Source organism: Rheinheimera sp. NSM (assembly GCF_052380015.1).
Taxonomy (GTDB): domain Bacteria; phylum Pseudomonadota; class Gammaproteobacteria; order Enterobacterales; family Alteromonadaceae; genus Alishewanella.
In genome coordinates, this window is sequence record NZ_JBQTCI010000001.1 from 742,439 (window position 1) to 760,637 (window position 18,199).

Annotated in this window: 15 protein-coding genes, 1 other RNA gene and 2 riboswitches; of the genes, 10 read left to right on the forward strand and 6 right to left on the reverse strand. The window is 50.5% G+C overall.

Annotation, left to right across the window (positions count from 1 at the left end):
* Positions 1 to 22 precede the first annotated feature (22 nt).
* From ACTZWV_RS03270 to ACTZWV_RS03280, 3 genes are all read left to right on the forward strand, one after another.
* Positions 23 to 553, forward strand: coding sequence for a thioesterase family protein (locus ACTZWV_RS03270; protein WP_444785162.1), 531 nt, complete (start codon positions 23 to 25; stop codon positions 551 to 553).
* Positions 554 to 633: 80 nt separating this feature from the next.
* Positions 634 to 1,542, forward strand: a complete 909-nt coding sequence (gene rarD, locus ACTZWV_RS03275; protein WP_444785163.1) for an EamA family transporter RarD — start codon at positions 634 to 636, stop codon at positions 1,540 to 1,542.
* A gap of 37 nt (positions 1,543 to 1,579) precedes the next feature.
* Positions 1,580 to 2,257 (forward strand): DUF599 domain-containing protein, encoded by a 678-nt coding sequence (locus ACTZWV_RS03280; protein WP_444785164.1) that lies wholly within the window; start codon positions 1,580 to 1,582, stop codon positions 2,255 to 2,257.
* A gap of 61 nt (positions 2,258 to 2,318) precedes the next feature.
* Here ACTZWV_RS03280 and ACTZWV_RS03285 read toward each other — a convergent pair whose 3' ends face one another.
* Genes ACTZWV_RS03285 through ACTZWV_RS03300 form a run of 4 tightly spaced genes read right to left on the reverse strand, consistent with a single transcriptional unit; the run spans position 2,319 to position 5,682 of the window.
* Positions 2,319 to 2,894, reverse strand: a complete 576-nt coding sequence (locus tag ACTZWV_RS03285) for a BON domain-containing protein (RefSeq protein WP_444785165.1) — start codon at positions 2,892 to 2,894, stop codon at positions 2,319 to 2,321.
* A complete protein-coding gene (locus ACTZWV_RS03290; protein ID WP_444785166.1) occupies positions 2,891 to 3,472 on the reverse strand; it encodes an SIS domain-containing protein in 582 nt (193 codons plus the stop codon). Before ACTZWV_RS03290 ends, ACTZWV_RS03285 begins: the two co-directional genes overlap by 4 nt.
* A 21-nt stretch (positions 3,473 to 3,493) precedes the next feature.
* The gene (locus ACTZWV_RS03295; protein ID WP_444785167.1) at positions 3,494 to 3,841 is read right to left on the reverse strand and encodes a YraN family protein; all 348 of its coding nucleotides are present in this window, start codon (positions 3,839 to 3,841) and stop codon (positions 3,494 to 3,496) included.
* A gap of 8 nt (positions 3,842 to 3,849) precedes the next feature.
* Positions 3,850 to 5,682 carry a penicillin-binding protein activator gene (locus ACTZWV_RS03300; protein ID WP_444785168.1) on the reverse strand — a complete coding sequence of 611 codons (1,833 nt, stop codon included), beginning with the start codon at positions 5,680 to 5,682 and terminating at the stop codon, positions 3,850 to 3,852.
* An 86-nt stretch (positions 5,683 to 5,768) separates the two neighbouring features.
* On the opposite strand from ACTZWV_RS03300, the gene rsmI reads away from it, so the two are divergent.
* From rsmI to ACTZWV_RS03325, 5 genes are all read left to right on the forward strand, one after another.
* Complete coding sequence (gene rsmI / locus ACTZWV_RS03305; RefSeq protein WP_444785169.1) at positions 5,769 to 6,620, forward strand: 16S rRNA (cytidine(1402)-2'-O)-methyltransferase; 852 nt, start codon at positions 5,769 to 5,771, stop codon at positions 6,618 to 6,620.
* Positions 6,621 to 6,640: 20 nt separating this feature from the next.
* Positions 6,641 to 7,009, forward strand: an RNA gene (rnpB, locus tag ACTZWV_RS03310) — RNase P RNA component class A.
* A gap of 222 nt (positions 7,010 to 7,231) precedes the next feature.
* Positions 7,232 to 7,327: riboswitch (cyclic di-GMP riboswitch) on the forward strand.
* 151 nt (positions 7,328 to 7,478) lie between these two features.
* The gene (locus ACTZWV_RS03315) at positions 7,479 to 8,849 is read left to right on the forward strand and encodes a hypothetical protein (protein WP_444785170.1); all 1,371 of its coding nucleotides are present in this window, start codon (positions 7,479 to 7,481) and stop codon (positions 8,847 to 8,849) included.
* 217 nt (positions 8,850 to 9,066) lie between these two features.
* Positions 9,067 to 9,597: a hypothetical protein gene (locus tag ACTZWV_RS03320; RefSeq protein WP_444785171.1), complete on the forward strand. Its 531-nt coding sequence runs from the start codon at positions 9,067 to 9,069 to the stop codon at positions 9,595 to 9,597.
* 290 nt (positions 9,598 to 9,887) lie between these two features.
* Positions 9,888 to 9,983, forward strand: a riboswitch (cyclic di-GMP riboswitch).
* A gap of 179 nt (positions 9,984 to 10,162) precedes the next feature.
* Positions 10,163 to 11,590, forward strand: a complete 1,428-nt coding sequence (locus tag ACTZWV_RS03325; RefSeq protein ID WP_444785172.1) for a hypothetical protein — start codon at positions 10,163 to 10,165, stop codon at positions 11,588 to 11,590.
* A gap of 66 nt (positions 11,591 to 11,656) precedes the next feature.
* On the opposite strand, the gene ACTZWV_RS03330 is transcribed toward ACTZWV_RS03325, so the two are convergent.
* Entirely contained in the window at positions 11,657 to 14,497 is a 2,841-nt protein-coding gene (locus tag ACTZWV_RS03330; RefSeq protein ID WP_444785173.1) for a TonB-dependent receptor, read from the reverse strand.
* 251 nt (positions 14,498 to 14,748) lie between these two features.
* Between ACTZWV_RS03330 and ACTZWV_RS03335 the strand changes: the two genes are divergently transcribed.
* Complete coding sequence (locus ACTZWV_RS03335) at positions 14,749 to 16,122, forward strand: NlpC/P60 family protein (RefSeq protein ID WP_444785174.1); 1,374 nt, start codon at positions 14,749 to 14,751, stop codon at positions 16,120 to 16,122.
* A gap of 11 nt (positions 16,123 to 16,133) precedes the next feature.
* Positions 16,134 to 17,228, forward strand: coding sequence for a dipeptide epimerase (locus tag ACTZWV_RS03340; RefSeq protein WP_444785175.1), 1,095 nt, complete (start codon positions 16,134 to 16,136; stop codon positions 17,226 to 17,228).
* Between the two features lie 68 nt (positions 17,229 to 17,296).
* Here ACTZWV_RS03340 and ACTZWV_RS03345 read toward each other — a convergent pair whose 3' ends face one another.
* Positions 17,297 to 18,142, reverse strand: coding sequence for a MurR/RpiR family transcriptional regulator (locus ACTZWV_RS03345; protein WP_444785176.1), 846 nt, complete (start codon positions 18,140 to 18,142; stop codon positions 17,297 to 17,299).
* Positions 18,143 to 18,199: the final 57 nt, after the last annotated feature.

Consider the following 18,199-nt stretch of genomic DNA (forward strand, 5'->3'; position numbering starts at 1 on the left):
CGCGCCGTACAGAAACAATAAAATGTCATCAAGCCTTGCCTGGCCGGCACAGTCGGCTACACTGCGGGATAATAATAAAGGTCTTACCAGTGAGAATGCTATGCAAAACAGCCCGTTACTACCTATGATCACCAATGCGTTTGATCAAATGCCGTTTAACCGTTTATTAGGTTTAAAGGTAACCCGCTTTGCTGAAGATGGGGTTGAAGTGTGTTTTGCCTGGTCAGAACAACTGATTGGCAACCCGCTGCAGCAAATTTTGCATGGCGGCGTTATTGCTTCGGTGCTGGATGTAGCCGGTGGCATTATGGCGGTGTCCAGTGCTTTGGGGCGCTTGACCGATGTGGCCCCGGCAGAGTTGGTAGAGCGGCTTGGTAAAATGAGCACCATTGATATCCGCACCGATTACCTGCGCCCGGGCCGCGGCGAGCAGTTTATTGCCACCGCCAGAGTGATCCGCGCCGGCAATAAAGTGGCGGTATGCCGGATGGAGCTGCACAACGAACAGGGACTGCATATCGCGCTGGGTACCGGCACTTATTTAGTTGGCTGACCGGTTTTTACCGTTAAGTGTCCTGCGCTTAGCCATAAAAGCGGCGTATAATAGCGGCTCATTTACCGGAGCCTGCCTGCATGTCGTTAAGCCGCGAACAAAAACTGGGTGGTATCTTTGCCGCCAGTGCCTACAGTTTATGGGGCGTGGCCCCGCTGTACTTTAAACAAATCGATTTTATTCCTGCCGCCGAAATTCTGCTGCACCGTATTGTTTGGTCGTTTTTACTGCTGTTTATTGTGCTGCTGGCATTAAGGCAGGGCACTAAAGTGTTGGCAATATTACGCCAGCCCAAAATGCTCGGCTGGTTACTGGTGTCGGCGTTGCTATTGGGTGGTAACTGGGGGCTGTTTATCTGGGCGGTAAACAATAACCATATGCTGGACGCCAGCCTGGGTTATTACATTAATCCGCTGCTGAATGTGCTGCTGGGCATGCTGTTTCTCGGTGAGCGGCTGCGTAAGCTGCAGTGGGGCGCGGTTGCGCTGGCGACCAGCGGCGTGTTGCTGCAACTGATCACCTTTGGTTCCTTACCCTGGATAGCGCTGACGCTGGCAGGTTCGTTTGCTATTTACGGTTTAATGCGTAAAAAACTGGCGGTAGATGCTATCACCGGCTTGTTTTATGAATCGGTGTTGTTGCTGCCGTTGGCGCTGTGGTACTGGTGGCAGTTTGCCGACAGCAGTGCAGCTAACCTGCTGCAGAACAGTTGGCAGTTAAACGGTTACCTGATGGCTGCCGGCCTGGTTACCACAGTACCGTTGCTATGCTTTATTGCCGGGGCGCGGCGCCTGCAGTTATCTACCATGGGTTTTTTCCAGTATATCGGCCCCAGCTTTATGTTTGTGTTTGGTGTCTGGTTATACCATGAACCTTTCGCAGCAGAACGCTTTGTAACCTTTGGTTTAATTTGGCTGGCGCTGTTACTGTATACCGCAGATGCGTGGCAATTTAACCGCCGGCGTTATCGCCAGGCAGCGCTAAAATAGCGTAAGCTTAGAACGAACATAATAACGGAGCGTTTTGATGGCTAATACCATTGATTTAATTGCGGTTATCTGGTTTTTCGGCCTATGGATTGGCTATACATTATTTGCCAAACGCCGCGCTAAAGTGGTCAGTTGTTTGTCGTTTGAGCTGCGGCGTAAACGCAACGACTGGATGCAAAAAATGCTGCTGCGTGATAACAAGATGGCCGATGTCGGGCTTATCTCTACCTTAGAACGTAATGTCACTTTTTTTGCTTCCAGCACCTTGTTAATTCTGGCCGGTTTACTCACGGTAATGACAGCTGCAGACAAGTTAAGCCTGATGCTGACCAACCTGGTGCCCTGGGCCAGCTACAGCGAAAGTTCGGTGCAGCTCAAGCTGTTACTGCTGAGCTTTATTTATGTGTTTGCCTTTTTTCAGTTCACCTGGTCGCTGCGCCAATACGGTTTTTGCGGTGTATTAATTGGCGCCGCACCGGATGGCCGCGGCATGACATCAGACGAGCAACAACTGTACGCTAACCGTGCTGCTAAAGTAATCGATCAGGCTGGCCATTCGTTTAACTATGGCTTGCGCTCAATTTACTTTTCGCTGTCCGCGCTTACCTGGTTTATTGACCCCATCCTGTTTATGGTGGCGTCGGTAGTGGTAATGCTGGTAATGAAACAGCGCGAGTTTCACTCTAAGGTTCTAAAAGCGCTGCAGGAGTGTTAAATACTCTTGGCCTAACAATAAAAAAGGGCAGCAATCGCTGCCCTTTTGCCATATGTGTTGCTCAGTTTTGCCGGATTTCAAAAGCACGTACAACGCGTGCTACACCATCAACATGGCGGGCAATATCTACTGCTTTGGCGGCTTCCTGGTCGTTGACCAGGCCCATTAAAAACACTTCGGCGTTCTCTGTTACTACCTTGATATTTAACCCGCTGACTTGCTCATCGGCCAGTAACTGGGTTTTTACTTTGGTGGATATCCAACTGTCGCGGGTGCGGGTGGTCATGCCGGTATTGTTGCCCAGCCGGATTTGGTTTTGCACGTCGCGTACGCCATCAATCTTAGCCACTAAGGCACCGGCCCGCTGGCGTACTTGCTCGGTACGGGTTTGTCCGGTCAGCAGCATCACACCGTTATAGCTGGTTACGTTAATATTGCTGCCTTCGGCCGTAGCAGGGTCGTCGGCCAGTGCCCTATTGGCTTTTAACACCACGTTTTTATCATCAATTTGCGCGCCCAGGGTACGGCGGTCATTAGCTGAGGTAACAGCAGTAGCGCCACCGGCGACCACCGCTGCTGCGCAGCCCTGCAGTAACGCCAGCAAAGTGCAGGCGCAGAGTAGTTTTACCGTGTTCATATATCTCCTTGTTGTGGAAACAACGTCATATCAATCAGTTCGCACAGGCTGTGCAATAAGAAGGTGTAGCATTCAAAGATGCGCGCACGCCGGTGCGCCGGCACTTTTAATTCGACATCCTGTTGGTTCAGCAAGCCGGACAGTTCGCCGCTGCTGTCCACTGTCAGAGCAATAATTTTCATATCATTGGTTAATGCTGCTTCGACCGCTTTTATTAACGCCGGTTCACTGCCACTGAGTGAGATCACCAATAACACGTCGTTGTTTTGCCCCAGCGCTTTAATTTGTCTGGCCAGATAATCTTGTTGGTGGCTGTGTTGCAGGCTGTTATTGTGCGGTTGCAAGGCCAGTGCCGGTAAACAGGGGCGCTCGGTTTCAAACTGGTCCAGCAGTAACTGGGCAAAGTGGGTGGCCAGGGCCGCTGTCGCGCCTTCGCCGCAGCAGATCACTTTACCGCCGCTAACCAGGTTGTTAACGATAACAAAGGCGGCGTTTTCCAGCGGGCCGGCCAGGCTTTCGCCGGTGGCGATCATGGTTTGAATATTTTCGCTGAACAGTTGGCGGATATGCTCTTGCATCACGGTTTCCTGTGTCGGTTACTACTGCGTAATCGCATTTTTTATCCATTGGTAACGGTACGGTGGCTGGCCTTCAATCGCCAGCACATCCAGCCGGCAAGCGTGATCATGCAACCGGTGCTGCTGTAAATACCAGCGGCTGCTGCGCAGTAATTTCTGCTGCTTGGCAACGGTGACTGCCGCCAGGGCTCCACCAAAGGCGCTGCTGGCGCGGTACTTTACTTCAACAAACACCAGGCTGGCACCATCGCGCATCACTAAATCTATTTCACCGGCTTTACATTGGTAATTCTGCTGCAACAGCGTTAGGCCCTGCTGTTGCAGATATTCTGCGGCAAGTTGTTCATACAGCTGGCCAAGGTTGTTCATGCTGTTGCTCAGGGCTCTTGTATCGGCAATAACCGGTTATTACGATAACTGGCCCAGCTGAGGCGGCGTACTATGCTGCCGTTGCTTTCCAGCCGCAGCTGGCCTGTCAGGCCGGGGAACACGGTAGAGGGCAACTGCTGCTGTTGGCGCAGGCTGCCCACCAGATTATAGGCATCGTAGCCCATGGCAAACAGGCGTTGCAGCGTTTCGTCCTGCTCCGGAAACAGCTGTTGGTAGGTACTGCGCAACGCCACGCTGTTTTGCTCGCCCAGCATCCACGGCATTTCGGTAAAGGTTAAGCCGTTTAAATCGCGCAGGTCGGTGCTGTCCAGCCCGGTGCTGTGGCTGCGTGAACTGGCATATACCGGTACACGTGGTGCAGTTTGGCTCACTGACACATCAACAAAGGGCTTAAATAAACGCGTTTGTACCGGGTCGGCTATCAGGTAAATGGCATCAATATCCAGCCGGCTGTGCGGATCGGCTTCCAGCTTGGGCGACACCAAGCCGCTGATCTGTTTTACCCGCTCACGGCTGCGGTCGGTTTCCAGTACACGGTTAATTAAGCCTTCGAGCTCTTCTTTACTGTTAAAACGGTGCTGCTCCGGTGCACTGTTACCCAGCTCCTGCCAGCGGGCGGCAAAGCGTTGCTGCATGCGCACACTGATATTGTTGGCCGAGCTTATCACCACCGGGCGGCGGTAATTTTTCTGCTGGAACAAGGCTGCCATTTGCGCAGCTTCATCTTCCATGCTCAGGGCAAAGTAAAATTGCTCCGGCTTGTGCTGATAGTTGCTGTCGCGGCTGTTTAAAAACAACGTAGGCCAGCGCCAGTCTGCCAGGCGGCTGATGGTATCTACCTGGTCTTTTAACAGCGGGCCTATAACAAAACCGGCTTGCGCTTGCTCAATCTGGCGCTGCAGTTCGTCGGCGGCCAACTGGCTGTCAATAAACACCAGACCAGTGGCAGAGTTATTGCCGGCGGCGGCTAAGATACCATATTGCACGGCCTGTGCATGTTGACGAAATTGGCCATTAAGCGGCAACAACACGGCAATACGCTGCGGTTGATAAGGGGTAAGGCTAAGCAGTTGTTGTACGGCATCAGGCAGTTGCTGAGCTTGCGGCAGCATCGGGTAACGGCGTTGCCAATCGGCAAAAGCTTGTTGCAGCGCCTGCGGCTGGCCAATGTAACGGCGGCTTAACAGTGCCAGGTTTAACCAGGCACTGCTGATTTGGTTGGCACCTACCCGCAGTGTTTCTAACTGACTGTCGCTCAGGGCAGATAAGTTTTGCCACAACATATCGCTGTGCTGCGGGTAACGCTGCACGGCGTCGCTTTGCTGTGTCAGCTGCAGCAGGTTGCGGCTGGCCGCCAGATAACGTTGTTGTTGGGTCAGGTATTGGCTGCTAAGCCAGAGAAAATCGGTTCTGTCGCCCGGGTCTATGTCAGACAACGCTGTATTGTCGAGCAATTGTAGCAGGCTGTTTTGCTGCTCAGTGGCAAGATAAGCCTGCAGCAACACCAGTTTATTTTGCCGTTGGATCAGCGGATACGGGCTTTGTTTCAGGTTTTCGCTGATCGCCAGCGCCAGCAGGTAATCTTGCTCGGTTATAGCCTGGCGCGCAGCTTTAAGTAAATGATAATGCTGTGGCTCGGCCTGATAATTCGCCGCCAGCCGGTATAGCTGGCGTGCCGGCACGGCCGCAGTTTGCTGTGCTGTACTGTCTGTAGCGGTTGGTTGGCCGCTAAGCGGCGGTTTTACCGGGCTTTGGGCACAGCCGGCAAGCACCGTACACAGGCCGATAAATAACAGAGGCTTTAATTTGCTGGAAGTCACAATGCGCAGTACCATAGCGAAACAATGGTCTTATCTTACTGAGACTGCCGGTTAAGCTCAAACAAATAGCGTACATTAATCATCAAATGGCAAAAGAAAACGGTTTTTTATATGTAGTGGCCACCCCGATTGGTAATTTGGACGACATCAGCCAGCGCGCTATCAGCACCTTACAGCAGGTCGATTGGATAGCAGCAGAAGACACCCGCCACACCGGGCGCTTGCTGTCGCATCTGGGTATTAACGCCAAAACCCTGGCGTTGCATGACCATAACGAGAAGCAACGCGCCGCCGGCATTATTCAAAAATGTCTGGCCGGTGAGCATGTTGCACTGGTATCTGATGCCGGTACGCCACTGATCAGCGATCCCGGTTACAGCTTAGTACGCCAGTGCCGCGACGCCGGGGTGCGGGTTATTCCCATTCCCGGCCCTTGTGCGTTAATTACTGCCTTGTGCGCCGCCGGCTTACCCACCGACAAATTCCATTTTATCGGCTTTTTATTGCCGAAAAGCCAACAGCGGCAAAACCAGCTATCCGACATTCCGGCCGGGGTCGGCACCATTATTTGCTACGACACCGCCAGGCGGATTAAAGACACGCTACAGGATGTGGTTGCTGTGTTTGGGCCAGAGCGCGAGCTGGTGCTGGCCAAAGAGCTGACCAAAACCTTTGAGCATCTGGAATACGGTACCGCGGCGCAAATTACCGCCTGGTTGGAAGCCGATCCGCAGCGCTGCCAGGGCGAAATGGTGCTGATGATAGCTCCGACACCAAAAGCAGAAAGTGAAGTAAGCGATGCCGAACTTGGCACCCTTAAACTGTTGCTAACCGAGTTGCCGCTGAAAAAGGCCGCCGCCTTAACGGCACAAATTCATGGCGGCAAGAAAAACGCCCTGTATAAAGTGGCACTGCAATTGTCTGGTGAAACTGAATAAAACCGGTATAATTGCCGCCGTGAGTTGGCCAAGACAATCGCTGCCTGCGCAAGCAGGGGGAGGAAAGTCCGGGCTCCACAGGGCAGGGTGCCAGGTAACGCCTGGGGGGCGTGAGCCTACGACCAGTGCAACAGAGAGCAAACCGCCGATGGCCCGCGCAAGTGGGATCAGGTAAGGGTGAAAGGGTGCGGTAAGAGCGCACCGCGCGGCTGGCAACAGTTCGTGGCACGGTAAACTCCACCCGGAGCAAGATCAAATAGGCCCCCTTTGGCGCGGCCCGCGTTGGGGGCGGGTAGATTGCTTGAGGCTTAAGGCGACTTAAGTCCTAGAGGAATGATTGTCACTCTGGCAACAGAGCACAGAACCCGGCTTAACGGCCGGCTCACACCAAACACCACAAAAACCGCAGCTGTAACAGGTTGCGGTTTTTTGTTTTACGCGCTCTGCGGTTTTACTGCTTACTCTGTTGGAAAAGCCATCATTACTTAACGTTTGATTTGTAAAGCTTGTTGCAGAACTGACCGAAAAATAACTTGTCAGTTTGCAATTATTTGTATATCTTGCGCCTGTTCAGCTTGTGTTCATTTTTTAAGCGCCTCTCACAGGCTAAGACAATTAAAGGGCAAACTGCACCGAAAGGGCAGGACGCAAAGCCGCTGGTCTAATAATGTTCGTTACGGATGTTAATGATGGCAGTGGTTGCATTAGCTTAGTCGCATATGCCGAAGTAGCCAGCGTTGCTGTTTACATCGTCCGGCCTGCACTTTCTATGTGGTTTTTCCTTACTTATCGGCAGCCATAGCTGCTGCCAGACCATTGCAGGATATAGGAATTGCGCTTAGCAATTGTGTGAAGCATATGACTCAATATATAAAACAGATCTTATTGGTTTGCCTAAGCATAATACTGCTTAGTGCATGCGCTCAAAGCAAATCTCCGGGACAAAGTAAACCTCCGGTACAAAGCTATCCGCACAGCGACATTGAAATTAAATATGCAGTTCGCCATTTTGAAGCAGACTTAATTCAGTCAGTACCGAAGTTTAAAGGCAACTATCTTAGCCGTGAGCAGCTTGAAACGATAATCAGAAAACAGTTTATCAACCTGCTGAAAGAGCAAAACCTGCTGGCAGCAGAAGGCGATATCAACGTAGTTGATTTGGACATCTTTGTTGATTATTCCCGTCGTTTTGTCGGCGATGGTACCCCTTTTCCGGTAGAAAAAATGGTGTCGCCAATAATTGCATTGCATGAGAGCAGCTACTTAGGCGATGTGGTTATTCGCAGCAAAGTTACCAGCGGCATGGCACTTGAGGATGCATTTAACGGCCTCACCACTCACAATATTGAGCTTGAACACAAAACCGCGCAAGCCATTGCCAACAGCTTGATGAAGCGCTTGAATAGCGTCAGCCAATATGACAAGAATGCGTTTGCCGCAATAACTGCCGGTATGTCCGCGGAGCAGATAAAGCAGAAGCGTCGGTATACCAAAAAAGAGATACTAACCAAGGCTAAACCGGCCGGTTTAGCATCAGAGCAATACCTGCCTGAAGAACTGGTGCAAAGTTATCTGCTGTCGTTAACGCAGGGTAATGCCGCTACACGCATTGAGCTGTATAAACAGCTGATCTCTGAATGGAATAACAGCACTGCTGTGTATGACGCTATTAACACCAGGGTATTAGCGGGTTACCAAAGCACCGCTGCTGCGGACGTAGAAGAAATGACTTGGGCAACCAAAGCGTTAGCTTATTCAGGTTTAGAGCGTTACAGGTCAACATTGGATACAGTAATGGCCAGTGATGCACCGCAAAAGCTGCAGGGCTATGTTACAAACTACCTTGAGACGATGACTGTGCGTTCGGAACAGGCCCAAGTGATCCATGATGTTTCAACAATGTACCCTGAACTGGATTGGCAAACTAACCAACTGATGAATATGCTGAACAGCAGTGACGGCTCGTTACGGCTTAACGCAGTAAAAATTATTTATAAACAGCAGCCCAATAATGAGCGGTTACTGGATGAACTAAGCGACATTCTGCAACGCGAAGCCAAGGTGCAGCGTAACCGCTACGCCGGCTACTCTGATTTCCATGCCTGGAGTTGCAGGGTACTGGGTAGCTCCGGCAATGCTAAGTACAAAGCTGTTTTAGCTGACCTCGCCGAAAATGCATACACCTATAAAGTGCGTGAATTTGCCGGTAAGTTTGTTCGCAAACTGTAAGCATTAAATTTAGCGACATCCGGCTAAGTGGTTGTCGCTTATTCTGCCCTTGGTAATTATTTAACTGGTATCAGGACGACAATGATGATGAAAAGCGGGGCGGAGCCTGCAGCCACTTACAAAACTATTAGCTAAAAAGTATGAGATCAGTGCGGAGCATTTTCGGCGTCTGGTAATACTACATTTTATAACTATTACGGAAAGATTAGGGGCGATTATGCTTAAAAAAACACTATTCACATCATGCTTATTAATACTGTTTCTCACTTCATGCTCGTCGTATCAATACAAGCAATATGAAGCCACTATTGATAAGGGGAATACTCCAATTCTTGATTTGTCTCAGGATGGTGATGCAGCATCAGTTATTTATTTTAACTCAGTAACATACAGAACTATGGGCATTGCCTTCCACAGGCTTTTGTTAGCGACAGGCCTTAATGGAAAGGTGCTTAAGGGGGCGGGAAGGCATGCGTTGCTTGATGTAAATGGTTATCAGGCTATTAAAGTTCCTGCAGGGATCCACACTCTGGATTACTGCTGGGTATCAATGAATGCGCTTGGCAGCGGTGGTGCAAAATGTAACTTCAAAGCGAAAGATGTGCTATTTGAACCGGGAAAAAACTATCTGGTTAATTGGCAAAGCAGTAGCAGTATTAAAGGTGCTCCCGGCGGAAGTGAGCACCAGATTAACATTAAAACCTTTATAAGTGATTTTGATACAGGGGAAGTTGTATACCCTAAATAGGTTTTAACTCCAACCTCTGACCATGAGTTTAGCCCTCGCATGCAATGTTATAACTCGCAGCATCAAGTAAATATCAGCAGTGGCGCAACCTGTTGTGCCACTGTTCTGTTGTGAATCCCGCCTGTTTTTCTGTTTTTCCTTTTCCCAGAAAAATCATTACTACTTAGCGCTTAGTTTGTAAAGCTTGTTGCAAAATTGGCTAAAAAATAACTTGTTAATTTGTAATTATTTGTATATCTTGCCCGCGTTCAGCTTGCGTTAATGCAATAGCGTTTTCGTCTTAAGCTAAGACAATTAAAAGGCAAACTGTACCGAAAGGTCAGGACGCAAAGCCGCTGGTCTAATGATGTTCGTTATGAACATTAATGATGGCAGTGGTTGCATTAGCTTAGTCACATCTGTTTGATGTCAATCATAACGGCATTTCTGCCGTTGTCTGATTATGCCTATCTATGCCGTCTGTCTTTATTCGTCGCGGGGCGCAGCCATTGCGACTTCTTCATTTTATTTGCCATTGATGCCAAAGCGCATCGGGCGATGTTTTTTTGTACGGAGAGTAATAAAGATGTTGAAAAAGAGCTTAGCCCTGAGTGTAGTGTATGCGTTAACGCTGGCTGGTTTGACAGCCTGTGGTGGTGGATCTGACAGTGGTACGGAAGCGCCGGTTGCAGTGCCAAATCCAACTACACCTACTACGCCAACAACTCCGACTCCACCTACAGTGGTGTTACCTGAGTTTGCTTCAGCAACCTATGTGCGTGAGAATTTGGGTAAGCTTACTGAAGTGGTGTTGCTTGGCGATGACCTATACTACGTTAGTCTTTCTGACGAAGGCAGTTTGCTGGGGCATTTTACCCAAATTAACGAACATATTGTGGATGGTAAAATTGTCGAAGCAGCCGGCTTTTATAAAATGCCTGCTGATACAGCGTTAAAAGCCGGCCAATTCAGTGCTGAGCTGACAGTAAGCAGCAATACAGTAAACAGTATGACGAGCCTGACACTGGAAAGTACAAGTGGCGCAGGTAGCCAATTGGTAATAAGCAGTGGCACCTTGAGCACAGTAACCAACATTGTTGATATCAGCGCTATGAATGATGGCTGGTCGGCGGAGGCAAACTTCAGCGAATTTAATATTGATGCCGGTTTAAACCTGACTGCGGTTGATAAAGATAACTGTAAAATCAGCGGTACCCTGACCTTACAAGACAATGACGTTTTTGCTGCCTCATTAAACTATGCTGACTGTGATACAGCCGGGCAATACGAAGGCGTGTTATGGTCTTACAGCTTTGATGGTGTAACTTATCTGAAGTGGTTTGCCTTAGATAGCGAAGACAACGCTGTTACCGGTATTGTTGATGATTTCACTTCACAGCAAGACGCTCTGGCACTTAACGGTGAATTACAACCTGCATTATATATTGGTGCAATTGGTCGTTCATTGATCAGTAAAGGTAATAAAGTTTACTATCGCGGCGGTGTAATAGGTGGAAACTATGTGTTTTCTTATACAGCGCCTGCAGTTGTAGCCGTATTAGATGCTGACGGTTCAGGCATAAGCTTGCCATCAAATAATTTGGTTGCTGCGTCGCTGACTATGCCGGTACCAAACAGTAAGGACCATAAGCTTAGTGGCAACATTGTGTTATCAAATGATATTGAAGAGTCATTTTCCGGTCTGGAACAAGTTGCCCAGTCGTCTTTGTTAGCTAATATAGCCGGCAATTGGGGCAACTTAACTATCGCTGAAGATGGCACTGTCAGTGGCACTGTAGATGATTGTACTGTCACCGGCGGCTCGGTAACAAATTATGTGGCATCAATTGCTGATATGCAGTTGTCTTTAACCGGGTGCAGTGTCACTGGTGATTTCAATGGCGTAGTGGCTGGTGTTAAGCAAAGCAGCGGTGATGCAATTGTTTTTAATTTAGTTACGCTGACAGATGGCAAAGTTGAATCTAGTTATAGCGGTGTATTACTGCGTGACTAAAGCGGTTTAGTTTAAAAAGCCGTGGTAGTTAACTACCACGGCTTTTTTTATGTAGGTAAGTCAGGCTTACATAAATTTATATTCCAGCAATAACGTATAGGCACGGCCGCGTGGGTCGGCTATACGGGTTTCCCAGCCGGCGCCGGCAGCAAAGTCGTTTTGGTGCGCGGTAAATGGCGGGTCTTCGTCAAACAGGTTTTTAATACCAAAGGTAACCGTCATGGCGTCGATACCGCTATAGCTTACGCTATAGTTGTAGGTAACATAGCTGTCAACTTTCGGGTTCCAGCCGGCCGGCACATAACTGCCGTTGGCTACACTTACCGGCTCTTCGTCGGTATAACCGTCACGATACACTTGGGTTAAACTGTGGCTCCAGTCGCCCAGCGCATAGCTGGCGTTAAGCGTGTGTTTCCACTTGATCGGCAGGTTGTAGTAACGCACATACTCGCCCACCAGGTTTTCGCTGTAGGGCAGTGAGTCGAGGCCTTTGGTTTTAAAGGTATCAATATAGCTGCCGTTAAGGTTAATTCGCCACGCGCCGCCTGCCAGCTCGCCGGTCAGGTTGGCATCAATTTCAATGCCGCGGGTTAGGGTACCACCTGAGTTAATGTAACGGCGGTCAATTGCCACTACATCACCGTCGGCGTTACGCAGCCAGTTTGCGGCGAACAGATCGTAGTTGTCAATCAGCACATCGCGCGGTGCTGAACGGATGGTATCGGTGCGCTCAATTTCCCACCAGTCGACACTGATATTAAAGTAATCTACCGGTACAACAACAAAGCCCAGACTTTTCTGTTCCGACTCTTCCGGGTCCAGATCTGTTTTACCACCGAAAATTTCCACCGGCTGAATAAGCTCGCAACCGGCGACATTTTCATCGGCAACGCCACCGGGACAGGTCGCCGGATCAGCTAAATCCAGCCCGGTATATTGTGCTTCTGTCAGGCCGTTAAACAGCTGATTAAACGACGGTACTTTAAAGCCGGTGCTGTACGCGCCGCGGAACATCAGCTCTTCCATTGGCCGGTAACTGAAAGACACTTTAGGGTTGGTGGTGCTGCCAAAGCCGTCGTATTTGTCGTAACGGCCGGCCAGGGTAACATCAAGGTTATCCAGCAGCGGCAGGTATACTTCGGCAAATACCGCCTTGATATCACGGCTTACTTTGTCCAGCACATTGGCATTGTCGAACGGTGCCAGGAACACAGCACGCATGTCGGCACGCTCGTCGCCGTTAAACTTAAACTCTTCGCGGCGTAAATCGGTACCCAGTGCCATCATAATATTGCCGCCGGGCAATTCAAATGGCAGCTCACCGGAGACGGTGGCGTCGATTTGGGTCATGATGGATTCACCACCATACAGTTTTACGCCCTGTGCGGAAGCTGCATTCAGTGCTGCCATGCCGGCGTCTGACTGGCTTTGTCCCGGCAGTAAAAACGGGTCAATCAGGCCACTGCCCAGCGCTTGCTGCAGAGCATCCGTAAAGTAATAGCCATTGCCCAGTTCAGATTCAGACTCACTGGATGCACGTGAAATGCCGACGTTGTAATCCCAATCGGCCACCACCCCTTCAAAAGCCGCCAGCAAACGGTAAGACTTGGTCGTGGTGTCAATTTCACGGCCACCACAGGCCATACAGCGCCAACGATACGCAATGGACTCACCGTAATTCAGTTGATCGGCACCAAAGTAACCGGCCAGCGCATCGTAAATCCGGTCGTAGGATGCACCGGTGCTTGGGTACCAGGTGTCCGGGCCAAAGGTTGAACCGGGAGAAATCTGGTAGGGTTCAAAGGCTTTGCTGACATCAACCTGAGAGGCAACGAATTCAAAGGTTGCCATATGATCTGCTGCCAGTTTAATGCTGGCGCGGCCGATAAAGTCGACACTCTCCTGCGGTTGCTGAATGCGCGCCGCGGCCGGATAATCCCAGGCGCAAGCATAACGTGATGACTCAGAGCTCCATAATTGATGATCATAAGGCCCCATCAAATCGCCGCCGCTGGCACAGCCGTCAGCGCCGGGTAAATCCAGGATGTTTACGGCGGTAACAGACTGGCCGTCCAGTGGGTCAACCAGGCCGGCTCCAATCAGGTTAGCATCGGCGCCACGATTAAACACCGTTGCAAAAGGGGTGCCGCGGGTGTCGGGTGACAAGCCGCGATTTGGCTGAAAGGTGGTGGAAAAATCGCGGTCCGTGCCGGCCAGCAGTTCATTTTTCTTATACGACAGGGTGCCAAACACATTCCAGCCGTCTTTATTAATGTCGCCGGTACCAAGCAGCAGGTTAGTACGGTAGATATTACCGCCGCCGGCTTCGGTGTGGTCGGCAAAGGCTGAGACTTCGGTGCCGGTATAGTCGCGTTTGGTAATAAAGTTAATTACGCCGCCGATAGCATCGGTGCCGTATACCGCTGAAGCGCCGTCGCGCAGTACTTCAACCCGTTCCAGCGCCGCAAACGGAATGGCATTTAAATCTACAGCGCGGCCTTTTAAACCGTGCGTGGCCACGCGGCGGCCGTTTAATAATACCAGGGTGGCATCTGCTCCCTGGCCGCGCAGGTTAGCGCCGGACACGCCGTTATTGCCGCGTTGTTCCTCAGACACTATGCCGCCGTTACTGGCCAGGTTATCTGACGAGTTACCGGCAATATTCATTTGCAGCAATAACTGCTCGGCTGAGGTGATACCAGCCGCATCAATATCTGCCCGGCTGAACACCGTAATGGGTAAATCACCTTCCAGTGCGGTACGTTTAATACTGGAACCGGTTACACGGATCCGCTCTACTTTGGCATCTGCTGCTGAGTCGTCTGCTTGCTGAGCGACGTCCTGAGCATATACTTGTGTACTCAGCCCTGCGAGGGTAAGGGCCTGAATGAGTTTATTCAACTTCATCACTATCTCTCCTGGAGTTGCGTTATTCTGTTTTTATGGCTATCCGTTACCCGGGTCTGATCGCCCGTTTTCTCTGAAAATGCAAAACGTTTATTTTCTGCACAAAATTAACATAGCAATATTTTATTTCTTTTGAAAATAATTTATGCTGAATTTTGAAAATAATTGGAATATTTCATTCCAAGGCGCTATGTTGGCATACAGAGAGTGGCTGTTAACGCCAGAGAGTAAGCGCTGCTGAAGGAGCCGGCATGAAGAAAATAGTGTGGTTGTTATGCTGCTGGCCGTTAGTGTTAGCGGCGCAAACAACAGTAAAGTTTAGTTCTGATGTGCCCCTGCTGCAGGCAGAACAGATGAACCCACGGTTTTGGCAGACGAAATTAGCTGCGCCGGATCAGTTGCTGTTAACACCGGCTCAGATAGCACAGCGCAATAACGAAACCTTTACCCTGCAAAGTGAGATGCAAAGCCTGCACAGCTTACCGCCGCAGTATAATAAGGCGGAACTGAGCGGCATTATTCAAAGCGTTAGTAAGGTTGCAACCACAGCGCGTTTTTATACTGACGGCACGGCCTTAACGCCGCAGCACTGGCAGCACTACCTTAGCTTATTGGCATTGGAGCAGGTGCAGGCGGTAAACCCGCTGCGTTTTGCTTTGGTGGTTAAACGCACGGCGTTGCGCGCCTTTCCAAGCCACGACAGGGTAGTGAATGAGCAGCACAACGCCGATTTGGATCGCTTTGCTGAAACGGCGCTGTTTCCCGCCGATGCGGTCGCGGTGTTACACCGCAGTGCTGACAAACAGTGGTTGTTGGTACGCAGCTTTAATTACACCGGCTGGGTGCAAGCTGCTGATGTAGCTATTGGCAGCAAACAACAGGTGCTGGCTTACACAGAGCAACAGCCGTTTATTGTGGTAACCGGGGCAAAGGTTCACACCGCATTTAACCCGCAGCAGGCGGCGGTGTCTGAACTGCAACTGGATATGGGCGTGCGCTTGCCGCTACTCAGTGCCGCTGAGCTGGGCTTTAATGTGCACGGGCAAAACCCTGTTGCCAGTTATATCGTGCAGTTACCATTGCGGCAAACCGATGGCAGCCTGAGCTTTAGCCCGGCGCTGTTGCCGCTTAGCGCCGATGTGCAGCAGGGCTATTTGGCCTATACGCCGCGTAATATTCTGGCGCAGGCGTTTAAGTTTCTTGGCGAGCGTTACGGTTGGGGCCATGATTATAACGGCCGCGACTGCACCGGCTTTATCTCTGAGATTTTCCGCAGCTTTGGCTTGCTTATGCCGCGCAACTCCGGCCAACAGGGTAATGGTGACTATGGCCGCAATATCCGTTTTAGCACCGACAGCACTGTAGCGGATAAACAAGCGGCGTTGGCACAATTGCAAGCGGGGGATTTATTGTATTTCCCGAGCCATGTTGGCTTGTATCTGGGTACGGTAAACGGCCAGCCGTTTATGATCCATGATGTTAATACGCTGCTGTATCCGCACAGCGACGGTAGTATTTACCGCGGTACTCTTAATGGTGTAGCGGTTACGCCGCTGCTGCCATTATATGCAACAGAGCAACAATCCTATTTTGATGCAATGTACGCCATTAAGTCATTGCGCTAGCAGAGGTAGCTATGAAAATAACCGATATTCGGCTGGGGATGTTACGGGTGCCTCTGAAAACGGCGTTTAAAACCGCACTGCGCACGGTGAGCAGCACAGAAGATGTGGTGGTGATGGTGGAAACCGACAGCGGCAATACCGGCTATGGGGCCGCGCCCGCTACGGCGGTGATCACCGGTGATATTCATGGCTCTATTATTGAAGCCATTCGTACAGTGATAAAACCTAAGCTACTGGGCCAGGATATTGCCGATTTAAACCATATTATCCGCCTGATCCAGGGCTGCATCATGAAAAACTACAGCGCTAAGGCTGCAGTAGAAATGGCGGTGTATGATCTGTTTGCGCAACTATATAAGGCGCCGCTGTATAAGATCCTCGGTGGCGGTGTGCCGAAAATAACCACGGATATTACTATCAGTGTCGACTATATCGACAAAATGGTAGCCGACTCGCTCAGTGCCATCGACCGCGGCTTTGAAACCCTGAAAGTGAAAGTGGGTAAAGATATCGGTGTCGATATAGAGCGGGTAAAAGCTATTTACGCCGCTGTAGAAGGTAAGGCGCTGATCCGGCTGGATGCCAACCAGGGCTGGACCGCCAAAGAAGCGGTGTATGCGCTGCGTAAGCTGGAAGATGCCGGGGTGCGGCTGGAACTGGTTGAACAGCCGGTAAAAGCCTATGATCTTGAAGGCTTAAAATACATTACTGAGCGCGTGCATACCCCGGTAATGGCCGACGAGAGCAGCTTTGGTCCGCGCGAGGTAATAGAGCTGATTAAGATGCGTGCGGCCGACATTATTAATATTAAGCTGATGAAAACCGGTGGCATTGCTAATGCCATTAAGATTGCCGATATTTGCTCGTTCTACGATATGCAGTGCATGATTGGCTGTATGCTGGAGGGCAGTATCAGCGTGGCGGCGGCGGTACATGTGGCGGTAGCAAAATCAGATGTGATCACCAAGATTGATCTGGACGGCCCGTCGCTGTGTTTATTTGACCCGGTAAGCAGCAGCGTAAGCTTTAACGATGCCGACATTACCATTGCCGATGCACCCGGGCTTGGCATAACCGCCATTGAGGGGCTGGAGATATTGGGCTGACGCCGCAGCTCAGGGCTTTTTCAACTAGCTCAGGGCTGTTCTCCCGGCTCAGGGCTGTTTTGCCTGGCTCAGGGCTGCTCCAGTAAGTCCAGCAGCTTAGCGTTTTCTTCTAATTGGTGATCGTTATTTTGCCGGCGGCACAACAGTAAATACAAAATATGGCACAGGTGCTGCTGTGCCAGTTGCACCAAAATGGTGTTAACCCGGACATTTTCATCGCCGCTCAACGCAAACAGCGCTACATCGGCGGCCACACTCAGTGCATTGGTTTTATAGCTGGTCAGGCTGATAATGCGGATCTGGCGTTGTTTGGCGTACCTGGCCAGTTTTAACAGATCGGCATTCTGGCCGGATTCCGACACCAGCAACAAAATGCTGTCGCTGCTTAGCGTGTTGGCCAGTTGTAAGGCGATGGCCGGGTCGCTGTGCAGCAGGGCCAGCTTACCCAACTGCAATAAACGAAACTGCATATCGTGCGCGACAATGCCGGATTTACCAAAGCCGGCTATCAGTACTTTATCGGCCTGTGCCAGCAAATCCGCGCTGTCTTGCAGTGCTTTTTCGCTGTTAATTTCCAAAATGCCGCGCAGATGGCTTTGCAGGCTGAATTGCAGTTGCTCGACCAGGTTAACCAAATCGTTTTGCGCCGGGCCGTGCTCGTTATTGTCACGGTTCAGCGTGGTGGCGGTGATCACCGCTTCGTTTACCGCCAGTTTTAAGTCAGGATAACCTTTATAACCCAGCTTTTGGCAAAACTTTACCACGCTGGATTGGCTGGTGCCGACGGCATCGGCTAATTGCTGTGAGGAATAATCCCGTAGTAAATGGGCGTTATCCAGAATAAAATCTGCCAGCTTGCGCTCGATAACCGACATTTGCTCCAGCATGCCGCGGATTTTCAGTAAACACACCATAAAGCCCGATCCTTGTATTGCTTAAAGCGGGTGTAAGAATTTGTTATTAGTATACCA